The organism is Streptomyces sp. NPDC093085 (genome assembly GCF_040683935.1).
In the GTDB taxonomy this organism is placed as follows: Bacteria; Actinomycetota; Actinomycetes; order Streptomycetales; family Streptomycetaceae; genus Streptomyces.
In genome coordinates, this window is the sequence record NZ_JBFBFB010000005.1 from 376881 (window position 1) to 399753 (window position 22873).

At 71.1% G+C, this 22873-nt stretch carries 21 protein-coding genes and 1 pseudogene; 10 read left to right on the plus strand and 12 right to left on the minus strand.

The features are described 5' to 3' along the window. Positions 1–111 precede the first annotated feature (111 nt). Together AB0O07_RS18205 and AB0O07_RS18210 are read right to left on the minus strand one after the other, a co-directional pair. A complete protein-coding gene (locus tag AB0O07_RS18205) occupies positions 112–792 on the minus strand; it encodes a response regulator transcription factor (protein WP_365633978.1) in 681 nt (226 codons plus the stop codon). After that, on the minus strand, positions 789–2069 hold the full coding sequence (locus tag AB0O07_RS18210) for an ATP-binding protein (protein WP_365633981.1): 1281 nt from the start codon (positions 2067–2069) through the stop codon (positions 789–791). The genes AB0O07_RS18205 and AB0O07_RS18210 overlap by 4 nt, the downstream gene beginning before the upstream one ends. A 206-nt stretch (positions 2070–2275) precedes the next feature. Here AB0O07_RS18210 and phoU point away from each other — a divergent pair, with 206 nt between their 5' ends. Both phoU and AB0O07_RS18220 read left to right on the plus strand, forming a co-directional pair. Then, entirely contained in the window at positions 2276–2956 is a 681-nt protein-coding gene (gene phoU / locus AB0O07_RS18215) for a phosphate signaling complex protein PhoU (RefSeq protein WP_365634285.1), read from the plus strand. A gap of 230 nt (positions 2957–3186) precedes the next feature. After that, positions 3187–3345 (plus strand): hypothetical protein, encoded by a 159-nt coding sequence (locus tag AB0O07_RS18220; protein ID WP_365633984.1) that lies wholly within the window; start codon positions 3187–3189, stop codon positions 3343–3345. A gap of 118 nt (positions 3346–3463) precedes the next feature. Here the strand turns inward: AB0O07_RS18220 and AB0O07_RS18225 are convergent, their stop codons facing one another. Genes AB0O07_RS18225 through mshA form a run of 3 tightly spaced genes read right to left on the minus strand, consistent with a single transcriptional unit; the run spans position 3464 to position 6222 of the window. Then, positions 3464–4222, minus strand: a complete 759-nt coding sequence (locus AB0O07_RS18225) for a phosphoglyceromutase (RefSeq protein ID WP_365633987.1) — start codon at positions 4220–4222, stop codon at positions 3464–3466. Positions 4223–4276: 54 nt separating this feature from the next. Continuing rightward, the gene (locus tag AB0O07_RS18230; RefSeq protein ID WP_365633990.1) at positions 4277–4849 is read right to left on the minus strand and encodes a YbjN domain-containing protein; all 573 of its coding nucleotides are present in this window, start codon (positions 4847–4849) and stop codon (positions 4277–4279) included. A 17-nt stretch (positions 4850–4866) separates the two neighbouring features. After that, the gene (gene mshA, locus AB0O07_RS18235; RefSeq protein WP_365633993.1) at positions 4867–6222 is read right to left on the minus strand and encodes a D-inositol-3-phosphate glycosyltransferase; all 1356 of its coding nucleotides are present in this window, start codon (positions 6220–6222) and stop codon (positions 4867–4869) included. A gap of 335 nt (positions 6223–6557) precedes the next feature. On the opposite strand from mshA, the gene AB0O07_RS18240 reads away from it, so the two are divergent. The 3 genes from AB0O07_RS18240 (at position 6558) to AB0O07_RS18250 (ending at position 10440) form a co-directional block, all read left to right on the plus strand. Then, positions 6558–7286: a class I SAM-dependent methyltransferase gene (locus AB0O07_RS18240; protein ID WP_365634288.1), complete on the plus strand. Its 729-nt coding sequence runs from the start codon at positions 6558–6560 to the stop codon at positions 7284–7286. Positions 7287–7653: 367 nt separating this feature from the next. Next, positions 7654–8880 (plus strand): NlpC/P60 family protein, encoded by a 1227-nt coding sequence (locus AB0O07_RS18245; protein ID WP_365633996.1) that lies wholly within the window; start codon positions 7654–7656, stop codon positions 8878–8880. Between the two features lie 255 nt (positions 8881–9135). Next, positions 9136–10440: a fused response regulator/phosphatase gene (locus AB0O07_RS18250; RefSeq protein WP_365633999.1), complete on the plus strand. Its 1305-nt coding sequence runs from the start codon at positions 9136–9138 to the stop codon at positions 10438–10440. Between the two features lie 155 nt (positions 10441–10595). Here AB0O07_RS18250 and AB0O07_RS18255 read toward each other — a convergent pair whose 3' ends face one another. From AB0O07_RS18255 to AB0O07_RS18265, 3 genes and pseudogenes are all read right to left on the minus strand, one after another. After that, the gene (locus tag AB0O07_RS18255) at positions 10596–10931 is read right to left on the minus strand and encodes a DUF2516 family protein (RefSeq protein ID WP_365634002.1); all 336 of its coding nucleotides are present in this window, start codon (positions 10929–10931) and stop codon (positions 10596–10598) included. A 281-nt stretch (positions 10932–11212) separates the two neighbouring features. Beyond that, positions 11213–11668: pseudogene (locus tag AB0O07_RS18260) on the minus strand (hypothetical protein); the annotation flags it as partial. A 22-nt stretch (positions 11669–11690) separates the two neighbouring features. Then, positions 11691–12167 (minus strand): helix-turn-helix transcriptional regulator, encoded by a 477-nt coding sequence (locus AB0O07_RS18265; protein WP_365634004.1) that lies wholly within the window; start codon positions 12165–12167, stop codon positions 11691–11693. Positions 12168–12360: 193 nt separating this feature from the next. Here AB0O07_RS18265 and AB0O07_RS18270 point away from each other — a divergent pair, with 193 nt between their 5' ends. The 5 genes from AB0O07_RS18270 (at position 12361) to AB0O07_RS18290 (ending at position 17681) form a co-directional block, all read left to right on the plus strand. Beyond that, positions 12361–13254: a GNAT family N-acetyltransferase gene (locus tag AB0O07_RS18270; protein WP_365634007.1), complete on the plus strand. Its 894-nt coding sequence runs from the start codon at positions 12361–12363 to the stop codon at positions 13252–13254. A gap of 109 nt (positions 13255–13363) precedes the next feature. After that, complete coding sequence (locus AB0O07_RS18275) at positions 13364–13888, plus strand: AAA family ATPase (protein ID WP_365634010.1); 525 nt, start codon at positions 13364–13366, stop codon at positions 13886–13888. Positions 13889–14175: 287 nt separating this feature from the next. Then, entirely contained in the window at positions 14176–14652 is a 477-nt protein-coding gene (locus AB0O07_RS18280) for a hypothetical protein (protein ID WP_365634013.1), read from the plus strand. Next, positions 14649–16781 (plus strand): NACHT domain-containing protein, encoded by a 2133-nt coding sequence (locus AB0O07_RS18285; RefSeq protein WP_365634015.1) that lies wholly within the window; start codon positions 14649–14651, stop codon positions 16779–16781. Before AB0O07_RS18280 ends, AB0O07_RS18285 begins: the two co-directional genes overlap by 4 nt. A gap of 396 nt (positions 16782–17177) precedes the next feature. Continuing rightward, on the plus strand, positions 17178–17681 hold the full coding sequence (locus tag AB0O07_RS18290) for a DUF6801 domain-containing protein (protein WP_365634291.1): 504 nt from the start codon (positions 17178–17180) through the stop codon (positions 17679–17681). A 269-nt stretch (positions 17682–17950) separates the two neighbouring features. On the opposite strand, the gene AB0O07_RS18295 is transcribed toward AB0O07_RS18290, so the two are convergent. The 4 genes from AB0O07_RS18295 to speB form a co-directional block, all read right to left on the minus strand. Further along, positions 17951–19420, minus strand: a complete 1470-nt coding sequence (locus AB0O07_RS18295) for a gamma-aminobutyraldehyde dehydrogenase (protein WP_365634294.1) — start codon at positions 19418–19420, stop codon at positions 17951–17953. A gap of 108 nt (positions 19421–19528) precedes the next feature. Next, positions 19529–20140: a nuclear transport factor 2 family protein gene (locus AB0O07_RS18300; protein WP_365634018.1), complete on the minus strand. Its 612-nt coding sequence runs from the start codon at positions 20138–20140 to the stop codon at positions 19529–19531. A 29-nt stretch (positions 20141–20169) separates the two neighbouring features. After that, complete coding sequence (locus AB0O07_RS18305; RefSeq protein ID WP_365634021.1) at positions 20170–21714, minus strand: cytosine permease; 1545 nt, start codon at positions 21712–21714, stop codon at positions 20170–20172. Between the two features lie 40 nt (positions 21715–21754). Then, positions 21755–22765 (minus strand): agmatinase, encoded by a 1011-nt coding sequence (gene speB / locus AB0O07_RS18310; protein WP_365634024.1) that lies wholly within the window; start codon positions 22763–22765, stop codon positions 21755–21757. Between the last annotated feature and the right edge of the window lie 108 nt (positions 22766–22873).

A 22873-nucleotide genomic window follows, 5' to 3' on the forward strand; every position in this document is an offset into this window, starting at 1 on the left:
GCGGGGCGGTGCGGGGGTGGGCCCCCCCGCTGCTCGGCCGCTCTCGTCCTGGGGGGGGGGCGGGGCGCGGGGGGGGCCCGGGGGCCGCGCCAACGCCGTATCGGCCCGGCTCTACGGCTCGAACTTGTAGCCGAGGCCGCGCACCGTCACCAGGTAGCGCGGGGCGCCCGGGTCCGGCTCGATCTTGGCCCGGAGGCGCTTGACATGGACGTCGAGGGTCTTGGTGTCGCCCACGTAGTCGGCGCCCCAGACCCGGTCGATGAGCTGCATACGGGTCAGCACCCGGCCCGCGTTGCGGAGCAGCATCTCCAGGAGGTCGAACTCCTTGAGCGGAAGGTCGACCTTGCCGCCGGAGACGGTGACGACATGGCGGTCGACGTCCATCCGGACCGGGCCGGCCTCCAGGGCCGCCGGGGCGACCTCCTCCGGCTCCCCCCTGCGGCGCAGGACGGCGCGGATGCGCGCGACCAGCTCCCGCGAGGAGAACGGCTTGGTCACATAGTCGTCGGCCCCTATCTCCAGGCCGACGACCTTGTCGATCTCGCTGTCCTTGGCGGTGACCATGATCACCGGGACATTGGATCTGCCGCGGAGCTGGCGGCAGACCTCGGTGCCCGGCAGGCCGGGCAGCATCAGGTCGAGGAGGACGAGGTCGGCGCCGTTGCGTTCGAACTCGTCGAGCCCCGCGGGCCCGGTGGTCGCGATGGCGACCTCGAAGCCTTCCTTGCGGAGCATGTAGGACAGGGCGTCGCTGAAGGATTCCTCATCCTCGACGACAAGCACTCGGGTCACGGAAGGACCTCCGGGGCAGGTATCACGGTCGGGGAATCCAGCCGAAGACTGCGGCTGGTGTCTGTGGCGGTGTCGTAGGGGGCGTGGTCGTCTTCGTCCTGCCCGGTGATGGGTGTGCGGTCCCGTCCGGCGCCCGCCTCAGGCAGCCTCAGGGTGAAGGTGGAGCCCTGGCCTTCCGAACTCCACACCGTGACCTCCCCGCCGTGCGAGGCGGCCACATGCTTGACGATGGCCAGGCCGAGGCCCGTACCACCGGTGGCCCGGGAGCGGGCCGGGTCGACGCGGTAGAAACGCTCGAAGATCCGCTCGCGGTCCTTCTCGGAGATACCTATGCCCTGATCGGTCACGGCTATTTCGATCAGGTTCCCGCCGCTGGCGGAGACCCGGTGCACGGCGATGCCGACCCGGGTACGCGCCGGTGAGTAGTTGACCGCGTTCTCGACGAGGTTGCCGAGGGCGGCGGCGAGCTGGCCCCGGTTTCCCCAGACCCGCAGATCGGCCGTACCGCCCGAGGCCATGGTGATCTGCTTGGTGGACGCGGGCTGCCGGGACCGGTCGATGGCCTCGTCGACCAGCTCGTCCACCCGTACGGACTCCGAGTCCTCCAGCGGGTCGTCGTTCTGCACCCGGGAGAGGTCGATCAGCTCCTGGACCAGGTTGGTGAGGCGCGTCGCCTCGATCTGCATCCGGCCCGCGAAGCGCGTGACCGCCTCCGGGTCGTCCGACGCGTCCATGACCGCCTCGGAGAGCAGCGAGAGCGCCCCGGTCGGGGTCTTGAGCTCATGGCTGACGTTGGCCACGAAGTCACGGCGCACCGCCTCGATGCGGCGCGCCTCCGTCAGGTCCTCCACCAGGAGGAGGACGAGACGGGAGCCGAGCGGGGCGACCCGGGCGGAGACGGCGAGGGCTTCGCCCCGGCCCGTGCCCCTCCTCGGGAGGTCCAGCTCCACCTGCCGTATCTCGCCGTCCCTGCGGGTGTCGCGGGCCATGGCGAGCATGGCCTCCACGGTCAGTTTCCCGCCTCTGACCAGGCCGAGCGCATACGCGGCCGAGCTGGCCTTGACGACGGAGTCGCTCTCGTCGAGCACGACGGCCGAGGAGCGGAGCACCGAGAGTACGGTGTCCACACCCGGGGGCAGCACGGCGTCCGTGTGCAGGGAGGTACGGGTGGGCCGTGCCTGGTCGCGTTCGCTCCAGCGAAACGCCAGCATGGCGATCACGCCGGTACAGACCCCGGCGATCGCTGCCAATGCGGCGACTGCCGCGTTCACGTCCATGCGTCCCAGGTTATGCGCGGGCACGGACATGGTCCCAGCCAAGAGGGTGTCTCCTCGAACACTCGTCGCCCAGAGTTCACTGAGGGGAAAGTGCCGGTTCACTTGGGAGGGTGGAGCCGGACGCGTTACGGCCAGAACGTGGGAGCGTAGGGCCCTGCCCTTCCCGGCAAGGACGTCACATGAACGGCAAGAGAGGGACAAACCCCATGCGGGACGCGTACCACGAGGAACTTGACTCGATAGGCGATGACCTGGTCGAGATGGCCCGGCTGGTCGGTTCCGCCATAGGGCGTGCCACCACCGCCATGCTCGACGCCGATCTGCGGCTCGCCGAGAGTGTGATCGCCGCGGACGAGAAGGTCGACCAGCTCCAGCACGACCTGGAGGCGCGGGCGATCGCGCTGCTGGCGCGGCAGCAGCCGGTCGCGACGGACCTGCGCATCGTGGTCACGTCGCTGCGGATGAGCGCCGACCTGGAGCGCGCCGGCGACCTGGCCCAGCATGTGGCCAAGCAGGCCCGGCTCCGCTTCCCGGAGTCGCCCGTACCGCACGACCTGCACGCCACGCTGCTGGAGATGGGGCAGCTCGCGCAGCGCCTGATGGCGAAGGCCGCCGAGGTCATCGTGAGCAAGGACGTCGACCTGGCGCTCCAGCTCGAACAGGACGACGACGAGATGGACCTGCTGCACCGCACGCTCTTCCAGCACCTGATGGACGACCGCTGGAAGCACGGCATCGAGACGGCGGTGGACGTGACGCTGCTGGGCCGCTACTACGAGCGGTTCGCGGACCACGCGGTGTCGGTCGCCAAGCGCGTCGTCTACCTGGTGACGGGCGAGCACGCGGACGAGATCCAGCCGGCGGAGACCCCGGTCGAGGGCGCGTGACCGGGGCGAGGGGGACGGGGCGCGTGGAAGCGGAGAGCTGAGACAGGGGAGCGCGGGAGGGGCGCTTTCCGCCGCGCTTGCGCGGATGCGCCCCGAATGCGCCGTAGAGCGGCCGGCCCCGGCAGGCATGCAATGGCGAGGCGACGTCCATGCCCGATCCGTGCCTGATCCATGCCGTCGCACGCCTCTGCACGATCCGTGCACTCCCGGCACTCCCTGAGGAGGACCCCATGGCCGACTCCCCTACCACCGCCCCCCGCCAGGAGCCCCCCGCGGCCCCCGCCGCCACCGTCCGCCTGCCCCTGCTCGGCGCCTGCGGCTGCGGCTCGGGCTGCGGCTGCGGCTGCCAGTCGGGCGGCACCTGCCAGTGCGGCGGCAACTGCGGCTGACGCCGGAGAGCCGGAGGGCCCCATCCGAAGGACGTGTCACCACGCCCCCGGTATGGGGCCCTCCGCTTTCCGCCGGCCTGCTTCTCGCGCCCGCGCTTCTCGTGCTTACTGCTCGCGCTTACTTCTTGCCCTGGTTCTTGACGGCCTCGATGGCGGCGGCAGCCGCGTCCGCGTCCAGGTAGGTGCCGCCCGGGGTGACCGGGTGGAAGTCGGCGTCCAGTTCGTAGACGAGGGGGATGCCGGTCGGGATGTTCAGGCTCGCGATGTCGGCGTCCGAGATGCCGTCGAGGTGCTTGACCAGCGCGCGGAGGCTGTTGCCGTGGGCGGCGACCAGGACCGTGCGGCCGGTGAGCAGGTCGGGGACGATCGCGTCGTACCAGTACGGGAGCATCCGCGTCACGACGTCCTTGAGGCACTCCGTGCGGGGGCGCAGCTCGGCCGGGATCGTGGCGTAGCGGGGGTCGTCGCTCTGGGAGAACTCGGTGCCGTCCTCCAGCGCGGGCGGCGGGGTGTCGTACGAGCGGCGCCAGAGCATGAACTGCTCCTCGCCGAACTCGGCGAGCGTCTGCGCCTTGTCCTTGCCCTGGAGGGCGCCGTAGTGGCGCTCGTTCAGGCGCCAGGAGCGCTTGACGGGGATCCAGTGGCGGTCGGCGGACTCCAGGGCGAGCTGCGCGGTGCGGATGGCGCGCTTCTGGAGGGAGGTGTGCAGCACGTCGGGGAGCAGGCCGGCGTCCTTGAGGAGTTCACCGCCGCGGACGGCTTCCTTCTCACCCTTGTCGGTGAGGTTGACGTCCACCCAGCCGGTGAACAGGTTCTTGGCGTTCCATTCGCTCTCGCCGTGGCGGAGCAGGATCAGCTTGTACGGTGCGTCGGCCATGGGCCAAAGCCTAATCGACCCGGCGCTCCGGGGGCCGGGCTCCTCGGGCCGGGCCTATCGGGGGCCGGGCTCCTCGGGGCCTGGCTCCTCGGGTGCGGGCTCCTCGGGTGCGGGCTCCTCGGGGCGGGTCAGGTGGGTGAAGGCCGCCAGGTTCCTGGTGGACTCGCCACGGGAGACGCGCCACGCGTACTCCTTGCGGATGGCGGTGGCGAAGCCGAGTTCCAGGAGGGTGTTGAAGGCGCCGTCCGCCGCTTCCAGCACCGAGCCGAGGAGCCGGTCGATCTCGTCCTCGGTGACGGCGGCGAGCGGGAGCCGGCCGGCGAGGTAGATGTCGCCGAGGGCGTCGACCGCGTAACTCACCCCGTACAGCTTGAGGTTGCGCTCCAGCAGCCAGCGGTGGACGCCCTCCTCGTTCTCGTCCGGGTGGCGGATCACGAACGCGTTGACGGAGAGCGCGTGCCGGCCGACGCGGAGCGAGCAGGTGGTGGCGAGCTTGCGGGTGCCGGGAAGAGTGACGACGTACGTGGCCGGCTCCGGGCTCTCCCATTCCAGCCCGGCGCCGCGCAGCGTCTGCTCGATGGTGTGCGCCGCCCGCGCGGTCCGCTGTACGACGTCGACGTCAGCCATGGGGGGAGCCTACGGGGTCAGCCGTGGTGCGGGGCGTGGCCGGTGCGGCGGTGGTCCTGGACGGCCGCCGCGTAGACGTCCGCCGTCGCCGACGCCGCCGTGTCCCAGCCGAAGGACTGCGCGTGCCGGGCGGCGGCCCCGCCCATGCGGTCGACCAGTTCGGGGTGGTCGAGGAAGCGCCGCAGGGCCGTCGCGTACGCCGCCGGGTCGTGGCCGGGGACCAGGAAGCCGGTCTCCCCGTCCCGTACCGCCACCGGGAGCCCGCCCACCGCCGCGGCGACGACGGGGGTGCCCGCCGCCTGGGCCTCTATGGCGACCAGGCCGAAGGACTCGTTGTACGAGGGCATCACCAGCACCGAGGCGGCCCGGAACCAGTCGGCGAGCCGTTCCTGCCCGACCGGGGGCCGGAACCGTACGACATCGGCGATGCCCAGCCGCGCCGCGAGCTTCTGGAGCCCCTCCGGCTTGGCCAGGCCGCTGCCGCTCGGGCCGCCGACGACCGGGACGACCATCCTGCGGCGGAGCGAGGGGTCCCGGTCGAGGAGGACGGCGACGGCGCGCAGAAGTATGTCGGGGGCCTTCAGCGGCTGGATACGGCCGGCGAAGAGCGGGATGAACGCGTCCTGGGGCAGGTCCAGCCGGTCGCGGGCGGCGGCGCGCCCGTCGGCCGGCGAGAAACACTCCAGGTTGACCCCGGGGTGGACGATCGCGGTCTTCTCCGGCTCCGCCTCGTAGAAGCGGACCAGGTCGTCGGCCTCCTCGGCGGTGTTGGCTATGAGCCGGTCGGCGGCGCGCACGATCTGTGTCTCACCGATGACCCGGGCGGCGGGCTCCGGGCGGTCGCCCGCCGCCAGCGCGGCGTTCTTCACCTTCGCCATCGTGTGCATGGCGTGGACCAGCGGGACGCCCCAGCGCTCGGAGGCGAGCCAGCCGACCTGCCCGGAGAGCCAGTAGTGCGAGTGGACCAGGTCGTAGTAGCCGGGGCGCTGGCCCGCCCAGGCCTGCATCACGCCATGGGTGAAGGCGCAGAGCTGTGCGGGCAGCTCCTCCTTGGCCAGGCCCTCGTAAGGACCGGCGTCCACATGGCGTACGAGCACACCGGGCGCCAGCTCCACGGCCGGGGGCAGCCCGCCGGCGGAGGCCCGGGTGAAGATCTCCACCTCGATGTCGATGGCGGCGAGGCGCTTGGCCAGCTCGACGATGTACACGTTCATCCCGCCCGCGTCGCCCGTCCCCGGCTGGTGGAGCGGGGAGGTGTGGACGCTGAGCATGGCCGTACGGCGCGGCCGGCGTGGGCCTGAGCCGCGCCGGAGCCGGGGCGGCCTGGCCGGGCCTGCGAAAGTGCCGGCGATACGGGACACGTACTGGCTCAAGACCACGGTCCTCTCGCGGAAGAACATGTCGGGAGACATGTCGGAGGCATGACGAAGTGCGGGCCCGGGACCCCTTCCGAAGGCGGTCAACAGCGGAGCCACCCCCTTCATTTCCGCTTTGCCAAATCATTACCGACAACGGCTCAACCCGGCCCGAGGCGCCCGGTCTGGATACGCTCACCCGTATGGAGCAGCACCCGCCCCCTTCTTACCGTTCTCACCGTTCCTACCGTTCCTACCGCCCTCAGAGCGGGGGTGCGCGGCGCCGGAGCGGGGGCGCGCGGCCCGAGGGCACGGTGACCCGGGGCACCACCCACCAGAACCGGCTGCGCCGCATGGACCGCTGGATCACGGCGACCCACGGCCCCGCCCTCCGCCGTTCGAGCGACCCGGTGGTGGTCGACCTGGGGTACGGGGCGGCCCCGTGGACGGCGGTCGAGCTGCTGCGGCGGCTGCGGACGGCGGAGCCGCGCACCGAGGTCGTCGGCATCGAGATCGAGCCGGCCCGGGTGGCCGCGGCGCTCCCGTACGAGCGGGACGGGCTCCGCTTCCGGCACGGCGGCTTCGAGGTGCCGCTCCCCGACGGGCGCGCGCCCGTGCTGATCCGGGCCGCGAACGTGCTGCGCCAGTACGACGAGGCCGAGGTCGCCGGGGTCTGGGCGCGGCTCCGCGGACGGCTCGCGCCGGGCGGGCTGCTGGTGGAGGGGACCTGCGACGAGATCGGGCGGCGCCATGTGTGGGTCGCGCTGGGCGCGGAGGGACCCCGCACGGTGACGTTCGCGACCCGGCTCGGCTCGCTGGACCGCCCCTCGGATCTGGCGGAGCGGCTGCCCAAGGCGCTGATCCACCGGAACGTCCCGGGCGAGCCGGTCCACGCGTTCCTCCGCGACTTCGACCGGGCGTGGGCGGCGGCGGCCCCGTACGCCTCGCTGGGGGCGCGGCAGCGGTGGATCCGGACGGTACGGGAACTGGCGGGCGACTGGCCGGTGGTGGACGGCGTACGGCGGTGGCGGCAGGGCGAGGTGACGGTGGAGTGGGGGGCGCTGGCGCCGGGGGGCGGGTGAGTCGGGGGGCGGGTGAGTCGGGGGGCGGGTGAGTCGGGGGGCGCCGGCCTCGGGGCGCGGGTGAGCCCTAGGGGGCGGGTGAGCCCTAGGGGGCGGGCGAGCCCTAGGGGGCGGGCGAGCCCCAGGGGGCGGGCGAGCCCCAGGGGGCGGGCGAGCCCCAGGGGGCGGGTGCGCGGCGAAAGGGGTGGGGCGGCGGGGAACGAATGTGCGTTTCCCTTCGTCTAGCTCCGGGGAGATCGAAATCGAATAGACGTGCCGTGTGGTGGGTGCTGCGTGGTGGGTGCCGTGTGGCGGGTTCTGCTCGGCGGTGCCGCGTGGTAGGTGCCGCGTGGTGGGCGTGCCGTGGGTCGGCCTGGAGGGGGCGCTTGTGAACCGACGTCGCTGTGTCGCTGCCGCGATCGCTCTGGCCTGCACGTTCGCCGTGCTCTCCACCCCGGGGGCGGGCCTGCTGGGCAAGGCGTACGCGGCTCCCCTGGCCCCGAAGGCCCCGGTCGCCCCCGCCGCCCCCGCCGCCCCGAACGCCCCCGAGCCGGGCCCGACCACCTCGCCGCCCGCCGTCGCGCCGCCCCCCGTCGAACTGCCGCCGGGGGTCACGGAGTCGGACATCGCCGCCTCGTCCTCCGCCGTCTCGTCCTCCGCCTCCGGCGGGGCCACGGACTCGGACTCCCTGGACGAGGTGCGGAAGAAGATCGAGGCGCTGTACCAGAAGGCCGCCTCGGCCACCGACGCGTACAACCTCGCCGACGAGCAGGCGAAGAAGCAGTCGGCGGAGCTGGTCGGGCTGACGGAGGACATCGTCAACGGGCAGGTGCGCCTGGACGCCCTCAAGAAGCAGGCCGGTGCCACCGCGCGGGCGCAGTACCGGGGCGGCGGGCTGCCGCCCTCGGCCGAGCTGATGCTCAGCGGCGATCCCGGGCTCTTCCTGGCCGGTGTCGGGCGGGCCCGCGAGAGCCAGAAGGCCACCCGGGACCTCATCGGCGCGCTGACCAGGGCCCAGGAGGACCTCAAGACGTACACCTCGGACGCGGGCTCCTGGGCGCAGCGCCTGGAGGCCAACCGCGCCAAGAAGGAGAAGGCGAAGAAGGAGATCACGCGCCAGATCGCCGCCGCCGAGAAGCTGGAGTCGGGGCTGGCGGAGCAGGACCGCGCCCGGCTGGCGGGGCTGGAGCGGGACGCCGCGCTCAAGGCGCAGCAGGCGTGGCTCGGCTCAGGCGCCCTCCAGGAGATCAACCGGACGGCGAGCGCGCGGGGCAAGGAGGCGGTCGCCTTCGCCACGGCGCAGATCGGCAAGCCGTACGTCTGGGGCGCGACGGGCCCGTCCTCGTACGACTGCTCGGGGCTGACCTCGCAGGCGTGGGCGGCGGCCGCCCGGCCCATCCCGCGCACCTCGCAGGAGCAGTGGCGGCTGCTGCCGCGTATCGACATCAAGGACATGCGCCCCGGCGACCTGATCATCTACCACCGGGACGCGAGCCATGTGGGGATGTACATAGGCGACGGCAAGATCGTGCACGCGCCACGCCCGGGGCGGAACGTGACGGTCACGGGTGCGGGGTCGATGGTGATCCTGGGCGTGGTCCGCCCGGACAAGTAACACCGCGCCCCGCCCGGACAAGCACTGCCGAATTCCGCCCATATCCGGAATGACACGCGCATACGTACGTGATGTTTGTCATGGGCGTCAGGCCCGGAACAGCGCCGGATGCGTTACGGGAAGCGGCATATGACGCCCTGGTCCGGTCCGTACGGCATTCCACTGGGGCGGCGGCTAACGCTATGGTCCCCGTCTGGATGGGCGCAGTTCGGCGCTCCATCATGCCCTCGGGGGGAGGGAAGGAAACCCAGACCGATGTCCGTACCCGCTCCTGTACCCGTACCGCGGCAGCGCACTGATTCGTCAGCCGCCGCCGGGCCGGAGACGTGTGCCCCCGTGACCGCCGGCCCCGAGGCCGCGGCGGAGGGCGCCCCGGGCCCGGGCGGCGGCCTGACCCTGCTGGTGATCGAGGACGACCCGGCGGGCACCACCTTCGCGACCCCGGAGCTCCCGGAGGGCGCGGAAGGGGCGGGGTCACGCGTCCGTATCCGTACCGCACGGAACCTCACCGAGGCCGAGCGGCTGCTCACGGACGACATCGACTGCATCCTGGTCGACCTCGCGCTCCCCGGCGCGGCGGACGACGAAGGGCTCGGCCCCCTCAGACACGTCCTGCGGCTCGCCCCGCGCCACGCCGTGCTCGCGCTGGCGGCCGAGGGCGACGGCGAGCGGGCGGCGGCGGCCGTACGGGTCGGCGCGCAGGACTACCTCCACCGGGACGAGCTGGACGGACGGCTGCTGAGCCGCGCCATCCGGTACGCGGTCGAGCGCAAGCGCGCGGACATCGCGCAGCGCCAGCTCACCGAGTCCCGGCTGCGCGCCCAGGAGAACGCCCGGCTGGAACGCGGGCTGCTCCCCACTCCCCTGCTCGAAGGCTCCGACCTGCGCTTCTCGGCGCGGTACCGGCCCGGTCGGTCGCGGGCGCTGCTGGGCGGCGACTTCTACGACACCGTACGGACGCCGGACGGCACGGTGCACGCGATGATCGGCGACGTCTGCGGCCACGGCCCGGACGAGGCCGCGCTCGGCGTGGAGCTGCGGATCGCGTGGCGGGCGCTGACGCTGGCGGGGCTCTGCGGGGACCGGCTGCTCTCGACGCTCCAGCAGGTACTGGAGCACGAGCGGGAGAGCGAGGAGATCTTCGCGACGCTCTGCACCGTCGACATCACACCGGACGGCCGGCGCGCCGGCATCTGCCTGGCCGGCCACCCCTCACCCCTGATCACCCGGGGCGGCCGGGCGGCCCGGCTCCTCCCGTACCAGGAGGGCGGCCCGGCGCTGGGCCTGCTGCCCCGGGCGCGCTGGCCGCGCCGGGAGGTGGAGCTGGGCGGCTCGTGGAGTCTGATGATGTACACGGACGGCTTGATAGAGGGCCGCGCCGGCCCGGATACCCGGCAGCGCCTCGGCGAGGAGGGCATGGTCGAGATGATCAACGCCCAGCTCGAAGCGGGGCTGCGCGGCGACGACCTGCTGGCGGCGGCCGTGGCGCGGGTACGGGAACTGAACGGCGGCGAGCTGACGGACGACGTGGCGGTGCTGCTCCTGGGGCGGGGCGGGTGACGGCGTACGCACGCGCAAGGGCCGTACGACGCGCGACGACCGTACGGACACGTAACGGCCGCACGGACACGCAACGCGACCGCACGGACACGTAACGGCCGTACTGACGTACTGACGTACGTACACGTACGTACGTGTAGCGGCCGCCCCCGCTCCTAACGTCCCCCGTTGTACGGCCCGTAAGGCCCGTCGCTGCTGGAGCCGCCGCGCCGTCCGCCGCCACCGGAGACCCGCTGGAGGGCGGGGCGCACGTCGACCATGAAGACGATCGTGGCGACGAGCCCGGCAATCTGGAGGAAGAGCATGCCCAGGAAGAGGTTTATGGCGACCGTGACGCCGAGGATGATCACCCAGAACTTCTTGGTCTGCTTGTCCGCGGCCCGGAAAGCGTCCTCGCGCGCGGCAGCGGCGAAGAAGAGCGCCACGACGGCGAAGACGAGCATCGCCAGACTGAACAGTCCCAGAACAGAGTCGAATGCCGACATCAACATGGTGAGCACCGCCTAACAGAGAAAACGGGGGGGACGCCTGTACGGCCCTTGCGGTTCCTTGCGGTTCCTCGCGCCGTTCCGTTCCGTACGTACATCGAAGGTACCCGGACAACGGACCGGACACCCCGGAGGTGCCCGGCCCACCCGCCCGAGCGGACGCGACGCCGATCTCGCCGCCCCCACCCGCCCAGAAGGAGGCAGCCCCCACCCTCCCCCTCCTAGGACGCGCCCTCCGCCTTCTGCTCCGCCTTGTCCGCCGCCTTCTTCTCCACGGCGGGCGCGGGCTCGACGGCCACGGGGACCTCGACGATCTCCGGCTCCTCCGCCCGCTCGCCGCGCCAGGTCCGTACGCTCTGCTCGCCGCGCTCGGCGACCTTCTCGTACGTCTCGCGCGCCTTGACGGCGTACTCCGCGGCCACGCCCACGCCGCGCAGCGCCAGGTCCTGGGCGGTCTCGCCGAGCTTCCGCAGGTCGGTGTCGATGGAGCCGATCACCTCGGTGACCTTGGCCTGCACGGTCGCCTGCGCCGACTTGGCCTGCACGGTGACCTTCTCCTGGACGGCCTTGGGGTCCGAGTTCCGTACGGCCTCGATACGGCCGGGGGCCTCGGCCTTGATCTGCTCGATCAGCCCGGGCACCTTCTTGGCCTGCTCGACGGCGAGATCGGCGGTGCCGGCCGCGAAGTAGAGGGGCTTGGGGTCGCTGAAGGTCTTGCGCAGGTCATCGGTGATGGCCATGACTGGGTCCTCCCGGATCAGTTCAGTGTGAGTCTGGCGGGGCACCACTGCCGCCCCCCGCGCGCCCGCCGGGCCCCGGGTCCTCCCCAGGCCCCGCGCCCGCCGCGGGCTCCGCCGCCGCGCCCTCCGGCGCCGCTTCCGGGGCGTCCGTATCGAGGCCGTTCTCCTTGCGGAACGAGTCGTAGATCTGGAGCAGCACCTGCTTCTGCCGCTCGTTGATCGAGGGGTCGGCGAGGATGACGCTCCGCGTCTCCAACGCCTCCCGCTCCCGCTCGTCCAACATCCCGGCCTGCACATACAGCGTCTCCGCGGAGATCCGCAGCGCCTTGGCGAGCTGCTGCAAGATATCCGCGCTGGGCTTCCGCAGCCCGCGCTCGATCTGACTCAGATACGGATTCGACACCCCGGCGGCATCGGCGAGCTGCCGCAACGAGAGCCGCGCGTTGCGCCGCTGCTCCCGCAGGTACTCACCGAGATTGCCGACGTTGAGTGATGCCATGCCTCCATGATGCACCGCACCGCTAACTTTTGCAAGCACTCGCTTGCAAAAGTGTTCCCCGCAGCGGCACGGGCGGCCGCCGCCTTCCGGCGTCGCTTACCCCGGCGGCGCTGTCCTGGTCAGCGTCGAGTGAGGGGGTGGCCTGTGGAAGGGGATCCGGGATTATGTGGAAGGGGATCCGGGATTATGAAGCATGCGCTCGGATGACTGGTCACTCACCGACGATGTCGATGCCTTCCTCGCCCGGGCCGGGGGCTTTCTGTGCTCGCGGGCCGCTTCGCACAACACGGCGCTGACGGACATCGAGAAGCTGCGGCTACGCGGTGCGGGCGGACACGGCGCCGACGGCGCCGACGGCGCCGAATACGCCGAAGACGCCGTATTCGGCCGGTTGGAGTCGGGGGGCGAGGTCAGGGCGATCTTCTATCTCACTCCGCGCGGCCGCCTGGGGCTCACCTCCCTCTCCGGCGAGCAGACCGACGCGCTCGCCGCGCGGCTGGCCGACCTCGGCCGTGCCCCGTCAAATGTCGTCGCGGACCACGACACCGCCCGTGCCTTCGCCGAGTCGTGGCGGCGGCACAGCGGTGCCGCGGCGGCACCTTTCTGGCGGGCGCGTCTTTACCGTCTTGGGGCACTCACGCCGCCGGGGCGGCGGGCGGCGGGACGGGGGCGTGGCGCGGGCCATGCGGACCGTGGGCACGTCGTGCGCTGGTGCCGGGAGTTCTGCGTCGGAGTCGGGGAGCAGTACTCCATCGACCTGATCGACTCCGGCTGCTGGGCCGAGTCGCGCTTCGGCGACCGGCACTTCACGTTCTGGGAGACCCCCGACGGCACCCCCGTCTCCATGGCGGCCGTGACCTCGATCGTCGGCGGCTTGATCCGGGTGGACCCCGTCTACACGCCGGCCCGCTTCCGGGGGCGCGGTTACGCGGGTGCGGTGACGGACGCGGTGAGCAGGGCCGCGCTGGCCGCGGGTGCCACGGACGTCGTCCTGTTCGCGGACCCGGCCAACCCCACCAGCAACGCCCTCTACCAGCGCATCGGATATGTCCACGTCGCCGATTTCACCGGGTACGAGTTCTTCTGAGTTCCTACGGGGTGGTTCTGCTAGAGGGTGGTTCTGCTGTGAGGTGGTGCTGTCGGCTTCTGGGCGTTCTCGCGGCCCGTGGGCCCTTACGACGCTAGCGTGGGGGCGCATGATCGTATGGCTCAATGGGACCCACGGGGTGGGCAAGACGACGACCAGTGCGCTTGCGCAGCGGCTGATCCCGGATTCTCGGGTGTTCGATGCCGAGAAGGTCGGTGAGACGCTCATGGACATCAAGCCGGGGCTGCCCTGGACGGGCAATTTCCAGGACTGGGCGCCGTGGCGGCCGCTTGTGGTCGAGACCGCTCGGCGCGTTCTCGACTACGCCGGCGGCACTCTGGTGATGCCCATGACGGTCCTGGTCGAGGAGTACTGGCGGGAGATCGCCGCGGGCCTCGCCGGATATTCCATTCCGGTGCGGCACTTCGTCCTCCATGCCGACCAGGACACCATCCGTGAGCGCATCGCGGGGGACACCGTTCTCGGACCCGATTCGCCGTTCCGGCTCCACTACCTTGAGCCCTATGCCGAGGCGGCCCGTACGTGGCTGCACCGTGAGGCCGAGGTCGTCGACACCACGCATCTCACACCCGGTCAGGCCGCTCTGCGGATCGCGGAGGCCGTCACGAGGTGAGGTGCGAGCGCAGGAAGCCGGGGCGTGGGAGCGGGTCGGCGATGGTGAGGGTGACGTACGCGATGAACGCCCGGCGGGGGTGGCGGCCCTCGCGAACCCCGCGTTCACCCAGGAGGTGGAGGGAGCGGGACCCAGAGTGATCACACGACAGACACATTCGGGCTCGATCACCGAATAAATATCGTAAATTGCATATTTTTCGATGGAATCTGGCGAACCACTCGATATGGGCGTCTCGGTGGCTAACATTAGGTTTCCGACTCGCCTGCGCCACAGGGGGATTGCCTGTGTCTGACACCTCAACGCTGCTCGACCAGATCCTGCCGGCCGCCGAAGCCGCGGCCATCGCCTATGGCGCGAGCGTGCTGACCAGAACCCAGGACCAGGCCGCCGATGCGACCGTCGGGCTGGGACAGCGCCTCCTCCGCAAGTTCCTGAACCGCGAAACCGGCACGGCCCCCGGCTCCGCCTCCGCGCAGACCGCCCCCGTGCAAACCTCCCCCGTGTACACGGCGGTCGTACACCTCGCGGAAGCGGGCGCGGACCCGGGCATGCTCACCCGGCGCCGCGGAGAGCTGAGGGAGGCTCTGGGCACGGCACTCAGGGACACACCGCGCCTCGCCGACGAGCTCGCGTCCCTCTTTCAGGCGCCTCAGACTTCCCCCAATGTCCACGCCGAGGGCGACCGCTCCGTCGCGGTGGGCGGAAACAACAACGGGTCCATCACCACCGGCGACGGCACGAGAGACACCCCCCGCTGGTGAACGACCCGGGCGGTGTGCGAGCGAGCGGCCCCGGCTCCGTGGCCGTAGCCGGGGACAACAGCGGGACCATCACCACCTACGTAAGCGTCGATGACGGACCGAGCCACCACCCGGCGCTGGCCAGAAAACTTCGCACCCTCGCCCAACGGATCCTCGGCGACTTGGAGAAAGACCAGGTTCAGCAGCAATTGAGGAGCGGGCATCCGCTGCCCGTGCACTGTGAAGCGGCACCGGAGAAGTTCACCGGCCGGAGGAAGGGTGCCCAGGAGATCTCGGCGGCACTGGCAGCCGCTTCCCCGCTGGACCTGGCAGGTCCGCTGCAGAACATCGCGGCGGTCTATGAGAAGAAGGAGCGCAGCCAACTGCTGGTCCTGGGCGGGGCCGGCTCGGGGAAGTCCGTCCTGGTCCGGCGTTTCGCGCAGGCCTGGCTGGAGGACACGCGCTGGACCGGGAAAAGGCCGGTGCCGGTGATCTTCAGCCCGGGGCAATGGAACCCCAACAACATGTCCCTGAGGGACTGGCTGATCGACCGCCTGGAGCGGGATCATCCCTTCCTGGGCAGATGGCGCCCGTACAAGGGGACATGGGCCACTGAACTGATCGACATGGGTCACGTGCTGGTGATCCTGGACGGGTTCGACGAGATGGCGAAGGACCATTACGGCTCTGCGCTGCGGCAGCTCGGGGCCGTCAATCTCCCCTTGCTGCTGACGATCCGTCACGACAAATGCGACAGGCACGACAAGGTCGCGAATGTCATGCCAGAGGACGGGCTCTTCCCAGGGATCAGCCTGAAGCCCCTCGAACTCAAGGACTGCTCCGACGGCCTCTCGACCCGATGGGCACCCGTCCTGGACCGGTTGAGCCGTGACTCCGGCGAGCCGGCCAAAATCCTCACCGCCGTACTGACCACTCCCCTGATGTTCACCATGGCCAAGGCGTTCCATCCCTCCCGCGACGATCCTGAATGCTTACTGGAACTCCTGGAGTTCGACTCCCGGGAAGCGCTGGAGAACCGTCTTCTGGATGCCTTCGTCCCTCGGTCCTACGACCCCGTCCTCAACTTGTCCGTCTCCAAACACCGACGCTGGAGCTCCGAGCGCGCGGGCCACTGGCTCGGCTACCTCGCCACGCACTTGAAGAAACCGCAGAAGGACAGGGAGAAAAAGAACAAGGAGAAACCCGACGCACTGGAGAGCGACTCGCAGGACATCGAATGGTGGCAACTGGGCACGACCCTGAGCCTGCCCGCGCGCATGCTCATCTCCGGATCCCTCTGCGGGCTGGTGTCGGGGGCGACGGTCGCGGTCATTCATGCCCCTCTCACCAGCGATCCCGCGTTGGGAGTTCTCTCCATAATCCTGAACGTGCTGGGAATCGGGCTGGCCTTCGGGCTCGCGCATGGATTCGCCTCGAAAATCAAGGCCGGCGAAGCGTTCAAGCCATCCCGCATGACGATCCGGATACGCGGCGAGTCGAGGGGGGTGAGGTTGAGGAGGGTGCGGGAGTGCTTCCTTCCCCGCGTCAGCGGCGGGCTGGCCTGCGGATTCGTCTTCGGGATCGTCTACGGTGGCGGATTCGCGGTCAATGCGATGCTCGGCTCATCCCCCTGGTTCCCGGTCTTCGTGGTCTTCGGGAACTGGCTCGCCGTCGGGCTCCTCCTCGGGCTGGCGGCCGGAATCGTCCTGGCGTTGACGGCATGGCTCCTCACGGATGCCAAGGCGGAGGAATCAGTCAGCCCGACGGACCTGTTGCGTACGAATCGCGCCATCGCGCTCGTCCATGCGACGGCCGCGGGACTGGTTCTCGGCTTCGGATACGGGGCCGCTGTCACGTATTTCAACGGCCTGGCCCTCGGCCTCCCGGTCGGGATCGCGGCCAGCCTCGCGATTGCCATCGGAGTCAGCACGCTGACCCCCTGGGGCCGATGGGTGGTCCTGGTCCGCCTCTGGCTGCCCCTGTCACGACGTCTCCCCTGGCGGATGAACGCCTTCCTCAACGACGCCCGTGAGCGGGGCGTACTGCGCCAGGCCGGCGCGGTCTATCAGTTCCGCCACGCACAGCTGCGGGACCGCCTTGCCGAGACCTACCGACAAAACGACCAGCCGTCGGCAGACGGGCGCCGGTGAGCGCGGGGCGCGGCACGGCCAGCGGCGGACGGGGACGCACGGCACCAGAGCGACGGCCCTGTGAGTCGCCGGAGCGATGACGGCCGCGCTGGGAATCGTGGGCGCATGGGGCGCCTCGCCCGCCTCCGCCGAGCCGGTGTCGATCAAGCTGGCCTACGCCTGCGCGTTCACAGGGATCGGCAGCACGTGGGTGACCTCTGAGGCTCAGCACAGACCTCCCTGGTTCACTCGAAGCCGGCGGCTCCACCCCGGGTTCCGCTGTGAACGGCACGGCGGTCGTGGACGCGAACTTCACGGCGCTGGCCCCGCTCGTCGGCGCGAGAACCCTGGAGGGGACCGCCGCCGTGTCCCGGCCGGAAGGCGACCGCCGTCTGTCCGTGCACATGACAGTCCCCCCTGACCCCCATCCCGGCCGCCGGCTCGTTCGAGTTGTCCGCCAAGGGCACCGCACCCACCGTCACCTTCGCCCGGGCGGGCCCGACGAAGATCCTCGTCGGCGACTTCGACCTGCGCCTCACCCCGAGAGACGGGTACGGCAACGTCACCAGAATGGGCACGATGAACGCGCTCTGCACGGTGAATCCTGAGCAGGACGTGGTCCTGCATTCACTCGACACCACAAAACCTGTGAAAGCGAAAGGGCCTGAACCTAGAACAGGGCCCGGCAGGAGCGGTTCCAGATCTACCGGCAGGTCAACTGCGGACAGGTCGACCGCAGACGGGTCAACCGCTGGGGGGCAACCATCCGCGAATCAACCGCAGGAGGGGCAGCCGCAGGGGCGCGGCCGACGGCGGGGGCCACCGGTTCGTCATCGAGCGCGACCGCCACACCGTATCCTTCACCCACCACGACCGGACCCGCACCGCCCCGCTCCCCGCCCCCTTCACCAGGCACGCTGACCGTCGACACCCCGCGGAGCGATCCGACGGGCGCCCCGGACGGCCAACACGGTGACCCGGAGCCCAGGCACCCGGTCGCCATGGTACTGGGCGTCCTCGTGACCGGCACCACCGCAGCAGTGGTCGGCCTCGGCGCACGCCTGAGAAAACGCCGAGAGAACCACTGAGACGGAGCGGGGCGGTCAGAAGCGCGCACTATTCCGGACATCCGGCGTGGTATGCGCTCGTTGCGGCATCCGGTGAGTTCGCCTCAGCCGCGCCCCCTTCGGTCAGAGTGCGGTCATTACGTGCTTGACGCGGGTGTAGTCCTCGAAGCCGTACGCCGAGAGGTCCTTGCCGTAGCCGGAGTGCTTGTAGCCGCCGTGGGGCATCTCCGCGACCAGGGCCATGTGGGTGTTGATCCAGACGCAGCCGAAGTCCAGGCGGCGCGACATGCGCATCGCGCGGGCGTGGTCCTTCGTCCAGACCGAGGAGGCCAGGGCGTACGGGACGTCGTTGGCGTACGTGACCGCCTGGTCCTCGTCGGTGAAGGGCTGGACGGTGATGACGGGGCCGAAGACCTCGTTCTGGACGATCTCGTCGTCCTGGCGGAGGCCCGAGACCACCGTCGGGGCGTAGAAGTAGCCGGTCTCTCCTACCTGGTGGCCGCCCGTCTCGACGCGGGCGTGGGAGGGGAGGCGGGCGATGTAGCCCGAGACCTGGTGGAGCTGGTTGGCGTTGTTCAGGGGGCCGTACAGGGCGTTCTTGTCGGCCGGCGCGCCTGTTCTTGTCGCGGCGGCGGCGTTTGTGAGTGCCCTGACGAACGTGTCGTGGACCGACTCGTGGACCAGGACGCGCGTCGCCGCCGTACAGTCCTGGCCCGCGTTGAAGAAACCGGCCAGTGCTATGCCCTCCGCCGCCTCCGCGATGTCCGCGTCCGGGAAGACCAACGCCGGGGCCTTGCCGCCCAGTTCGAGGTGGACGCGCTTGACGTCCTTCGCCGCCGACTCCGCGACCGCGATGCCCGCGCGGACCGAACCGGTGATCGCGGCCATCGCCGGCACCGGGTGCTCGACCATCGCCCGGCCGGTGTCCCGGTCCCCGCAGATCACGTTGAAGATGCCGGGGGGCAGGGCCATTTCGCGTACGACTTCGCCTATGATCCCGGCCAGCAGCGCCGTGGAGACGGGGGTCGTGTCCGACGGCTTGAGGACCACCGTGTTGCCTGCCGCCAGCGCCGGGGCGAACTTCCACACCGCCATCATCATCGGGTAGTTCCACGGCGCGACCTGCGCGCAGACCCCGACCGGCTCGCGCCGTACGATCGAGGTCAGCCCGGCCGCGTACTCCCCGGCGGAACGCCCTTCGAGCATCCGCGCGGCCCCGGCGAAGAACCGTATCTGGTCCACCATCGGGCCGAACTCCTCGGCGAGCGTCAGCCCGTACGGCTTCCCGGTGTTACGGCACTCCGCGGCCACGATCTCCTCGGCGCGCGCCTCGAACGCGTCCGCGATCCGGAGGAGCAGCCGCTGCCGGGTCGCCGGGGTGGCGTCGCGCCAGCGGGGGAAGGCGGAGGCGGCGGCCGTCATCGCGGCGTCCACGTCGGCCGGGCCGGAGAGCGGCGAGGTCGTGTACACGTCGCCGGTGGCGGGGTCGGTGACGTCCAGGGTGCGGCCGTCGGCGGCGTCCGCGTACTCGCCGGCTATGTAGTTGCGCACCCTGGGCACACCGGTTGCCGGGGGGTTCGGGTTCTTGGGCATCATCGGTCGGTCGTTCCTTGGGAGAGAGGAAGGGGAGGAGGGCCCTTGGGAGAGAGGGGAGGAGAAGGGAGGAGGGTGCTTGGGAGAGAGGGGAGGAGGGTGCTCGGGTCAGGCCGCTGGGGACAGGTGCTCGTGTACGGCGTGCCATCCGGCCGCGCCCGGGGCGCGCGGGGCGTCCGGGACGCTCGGGGCGTCCGGGACGCTCGGGGCGTCCGGGACGCTCGGGGCGTCCGGGGCGCTCGGGGCGTCCGGGGTGCCATGGCGGGTGAAGACGATCGTCTCGCGCTCGCGGTGCGTCTCCTCGCCCGCGTGCGTGGCGACCCGGGTGGTGACGCTGTGGGTGAAGACCGCGGTGTCGCCGTACACCTGGACCGCCTGCTCGGTGGAGTCGCAGGCCAGTACCCGGAAGCCGTCCTCCGCCACCCACCGCTGCCACAGCTCCCGGTACTCCTGGGTGGAGGCGAGGCGCCGCGCGCTGGTGGGGAAGAGGAAGGTCGCCTCGGGGGCGAACGCGGCGAAGTAGTCGTCCAGGCGGCCCTCGGCGAACGCCGCCACGAGCGCTGCCGCCGCCGTCCGTACTTCGTCAGCCGTCGTCCGTACCTGCTCGGGCGCCGCCGTCCGTACCTCCTCGGGTGCCGTCCGTACCTCCTCGGGCGCCGCTCGTACCTCCTCGGCCGCTTGGGCGTTCTCGGGCCGGGTGGTCGGCTCCGGCTCTGTCATCTCTGGCTCCTTCGGGTCGGTGACATGGGTCATTCCGCCGTGACCGGCGCCGTCGGGGTGTCCTTCGCCGGTACGAGGCGGGGGCCCGCCGGGCCGAAGACCGCGCGGGGTTCGGGGAAGAGGAAGAGCAGGGCCGTGTAGAGCACCGCCGCTACGGCCAGCGTGGCGATGAGGCTGAGGTCGATGCCGCCCGCGATGTCCCGCCACGGGCCCGCGATCAGCGGGGTGTTGGCCATCAGGAGTCCCACGGTGGTGGCCGGGAGCCAGGCGGCCATGCCGCGCCAGTTCACCCCGTTGGTGAACCAGTACGCGCCGCCCTTCTGGCCCCGGTTGAACACCTGGATGTCGTCGGTGAGGTAGAAGCCCCGGCGCACGAAATAGCCGATCATCATCACGGCCATCCACGGCGAGGTGCAGAGCACGATCAGGACCGCGAACGCGTTGATGCTGGAGACCATGTCGAGGACGAAGTTCCCGACGAAGATGAACGCGACCGAGAGCGAGCCGATCAGCGCGGTGGCCCGGACCCGGCTCAGGCCCGGGAAGATCGAGGAGAAGTCCAGACCGGTGCCGTAGAGCGCGGTGGTGCCGGTGGAGAGGCCGCCGATCAGCGCGATCCCGATCAGCGGTACCGCGTACCAGAGCGGCGAGATGGCGGCCAGCCCGGTCACGTAGTTGTTCGGGTCGGCGACCAGGGTCGCGGTGGCCACGCCGAAGAGGAACGGCAGCAGGCTCGCGACCTGGGCGAGGAAGGGCGCCGCCAGCAGCCTCGGCACGGGGTGGCGGTCGGGGATGTAGCGCGACCAGTCGCCCAGGAAGGCCCCGAACGAGACGGGGTTGGCCAGCGCGGTGAGCGCGGCCAGCGTCCAGGTGGGCCAGAAGGCGCCGAGCGCGTAATCGCCGGTGCCGGGGAAGGAGGCGTGGAAGGAGCCGCCGAACGCGACGATGCCGAGCAGCATGATCGCGCTGCCCGCGACCACCGCGATCTTGTTGATCAGGAGCATGAACTCGTAGCCGTAGATACAGACGACGAGAACGGCGACGGCGATCACCCCGTACGCCCCCGCGCGCAGCACGTCCCCGCCGTCGATGCCGAAGAGCCGGCCGGCGGCGCCGACGATCGCGTCCCCGCTCACCCATACGGAGATGGAGAAGAACGCGATCGCGGTCAGCAGCGACAGGAACGACCCCACGCACCGCCCGACCACCCCGAAGTGCGCCCCGGAGGAGACCGCGTTGTTGGTGCGGTTACGGGGGCCGAAGAGCGCCATCGGCATCAGGATCAGCGCGCCGACGACCACCCCGGCGACGACGGCGGAGGCGGCGGCCCAGAAGCCGAGGCCGTACGCGACCGGGAGGGTGCCCAGGATGATCGTCGCGAAGGTGTTGGTCCCGCCGAAGACCAGCCGGAAGAGGTCGAGGGGGCGGGAGGTCTGCTCCTCGGGCGGGATGGGGGCGACACCGTACGGCTCGATGGTGGTGGGCCTCGCGCGGAGGGTGGTGTGGCCGGTGCCGGGGGTGGTCCCGTTCCCGGTTGGGGCGGAGGTATCGGCTGGGGCTGAAGGGTCTGGCATGGGGGCTCCTGGGACACAGGGGGCGGGGCGGGGGCGGGGGTCAGGCAGTCGGGCCGGTCGCGCCGGTCGGGCCCGTCAGCGCCAGCAGGCTGATCAGGTCGTACGCGACATGCGAGGCGGCGACCGAGGTGATCTCCGCGTGGTCGTACGCGGGCGCGACCTCGACCACATCGGCGCCGACCAGCCGCGTACCGGCCAGCCCGCGCAGGATCTCCAGCAGTTCCCTGCTGGTCAGGCCGCCGGCCTCGGGGGTGCCGGTGCCGGGGGCGTGCGCCGGGTCGAGGACGTCGATGTCGACGGAGACGTAGAGCGGGCGGTCGCCGATCCGCTGCCGCAGCGCGTCCACCGTCTCGTCCACGCCGCGCCGCATGACATCGGCCGAGGTGACGATGCCGAAGCCGAGCCGCCGGTCCTCCTCCAGGTCCTTCTTGCCGTAGAGCGGGCCCCGGGTGCCGACATGGCTCAGCGCCTCGGTGTCGACGATCCCCTCCTCGACCGCGCGGCGGAACGGCGTGCCGTGGGTGTACTCGGCGCCGAAGTACGTGTCCCAGGTGTCGAGATGGGCGTCGAAGTGGAGGACCGCGATCGGGCCGTGCCGGCGGTGCAGGGCGCGCAGCAGCGGCAGGGCGATGGTGTGGTCGCCGCCGATGGTGACCGGCCGCGCGCCGGTCGCGATCAGCTCGCCCGCCGCGTGCTCGACCGTCTCGACGGCCTCGTTGATGTCGAACGGGTTGCAGGCGATGTCCCCGGCGTCGGCCACCTGCGCCGCCGCGAACGGGGAGACGTCCAGACCGGGGTGGTACGGCCGGAGGAGGCGGCTGGCCTCCCGTACCGCGGCGGGGCCGAACCGGGCCCCCGGGCGGTACGACACCCCGCTGTCGAAGGGCACCCCGACCACCGCGATGTCGCACTCCCCCACCTCGTCGAGGCGCGGCAGCCGCGCGAAGGTGGCCGGGCCCGCGAACCGGGGGATCCGCGAGGAGTCGACCGGACCCCGGGGGGAGCCGGGGGCGGGGGTGGAGGTGGGAGTGGGGTCGGGAGTGGTGGTCATGCGGTCGGGGGTCCCCTCTGGTCGCGGGCGGGCGCCGGATCCGGTCAGTCTGAGGTGGCGGGAACAAGGGCGGCAATTGTCCACATCCCGAATGGATAGGGTGTTCCT